The organism is Spirulina sp. 06S082 (assembly GCF_034932145.1).
Taxonomy (GTDB): domain Bacteria; phylum Cyanobacteriota; class Cyanobacteriia; order Cyanobacteriales; family Spirulinaceae; genus CCY15215.
In genome coordinates, this window is the sequence record NZ_JAYGHV010000374.1 from 1 (window position 1) to 1514 (window position 1514).

The following is a 1514-nucleotide window of genomic DNA, read 5'->3' on the forward strand; positions in this document are numbered from 1 at the left end:
TGCTATCCAATCCTTCATGAATATCAACTGTCTTAAATTCTGATTCATCAAAACGAGAAAAAAGCCGTAGACTCTTCACAATTTCCCGAATTCGTTCTGAACCATATTTCATCGAATTAAGAATTTTAGGGAGGTCTTCAAATATAAACTCCATATCTTTTTCTTGAATAATTTCTTCCAATTCTGGTGGAAGTGAATGACAATGATCTCGGTAAATTTCAACAATTTCTAATAAATCGTCTGCGTAATCTTTAATATGCGAAATATTACCATAAATAAAGTTAACAGGATTATTGATTTCGTGAGCAATTCCCGCTACAAACTGTCCCAAGCTGGACATTTTTTCATTTTGGATCAGTTGAGCCTGAGTGTTTCTCAGTTTCTTTAAAGTTCGGTGTAATTCGAGGGCGCGATCGCTAGATTCTCGAGCCGATCGCTGGCTCTGTTCGTAGAGTTCAATTTGTTGAAATGCAATGGTAATTTGATTGCTCAACATTTCTAAAATTTCTAAGTCTTTTTTCGTCAAACTCGGACGAACTAAGCTATCTTCTTTTTGATTTCCGACGAATAAAATGCGATCGAATTGATCGAAAACGGCAAAAGGTAAAGCCATAAAATAGTAAACTTGAAAATCTTCTTTAACAGCATCAAGAGGGTTTGTTTTTGTTTTACCATTAACGACAATGCCTTTTTTCTTGCTGGCAAGTTCTCTAAAGAATGGATGAACTAATCGGTTCTGATGCAAGTTTTCTGCATAGCCATAATGAGCAATAGGAACAAAACGACTCATTTGACTTTGATAAATGATGACGCGATCGAAGCCAATATCTTCGGCTAAAGACCTGACAACAATTTGATAAATTTTCTCGATATTGTTTGTTGCAGAAATTTCTTGATTTAATTTTTGGAAGAGTTTGAGAGTTTCCTGCTTTTTCTTTTGTTTTTTATTCTCTTCCATCGCGTCGGCTTCTAAGCGAAAGATGGTTTGGGTTAAAGCATCAATTTCTTGTTGTAAGCCTTGAATTTGCCCTTGTAGATGCTCTATTTCGGAGGTACACTCTAGCATTTTATTTAGCCTCAATTCCTACAAAAACTCCGGTATAGTTATGAAACTGCTGTTCGTTTATAACGGGAGCAATTTCTCCAAATGAAAAAAATCCAATTAAATCGCGATCGGCCTCTAAAGTCTCTAAAGCTACATTTACATCAGGATCGGGTTCGCCAAAAAGATGTTCGCCGCGACCAACACAATTAAAATAAAAGTACGCTGCATCGTCTGGAGATTGCAATTCATTAATAACCTCGTCTACCATATTAGACGTGGCTTTAAGGACTTGATTTCTATCGCGACGAGTTATACGGAAAACAGAACCAACGGGCATTTCTGTCCCAATAATTAAACTTTGTTTTTCTCGATCTGTTTTTAAAATTGCTCGGATGAGAATATCTTCCGAATAATCTTTTCCTGCAAAAGAAATTCCTAAACCAATTAAGTTTAATCCAATTAAACTCAT

Annotated in this window: 2 protein-coding genes; both read right to left on the reverse strand. The window is 35.9% G+C overall.

What is annotated here, in order from left to right; genetic code table 11:
• Window positions 1–1066, reverse strand: a 1066-nt coding sequence (locus VB714_RS21370) for a histidine kinase dimerization/phospho-acceptor domain-containing protein (protein ID WP_323226713.1), incomplete at its 3' end; no start/stop codon positions are given.
• Window position 1067: 1 nt separating this feature from the next.
• Window positions 1068–1514 (reverse strand): FIST C-terminal domain-containing protein (locus tag VB714_RS21375; protein WP_323226714.1); only part of this gene is annotated, 447 nt, incomplete at its 5' end.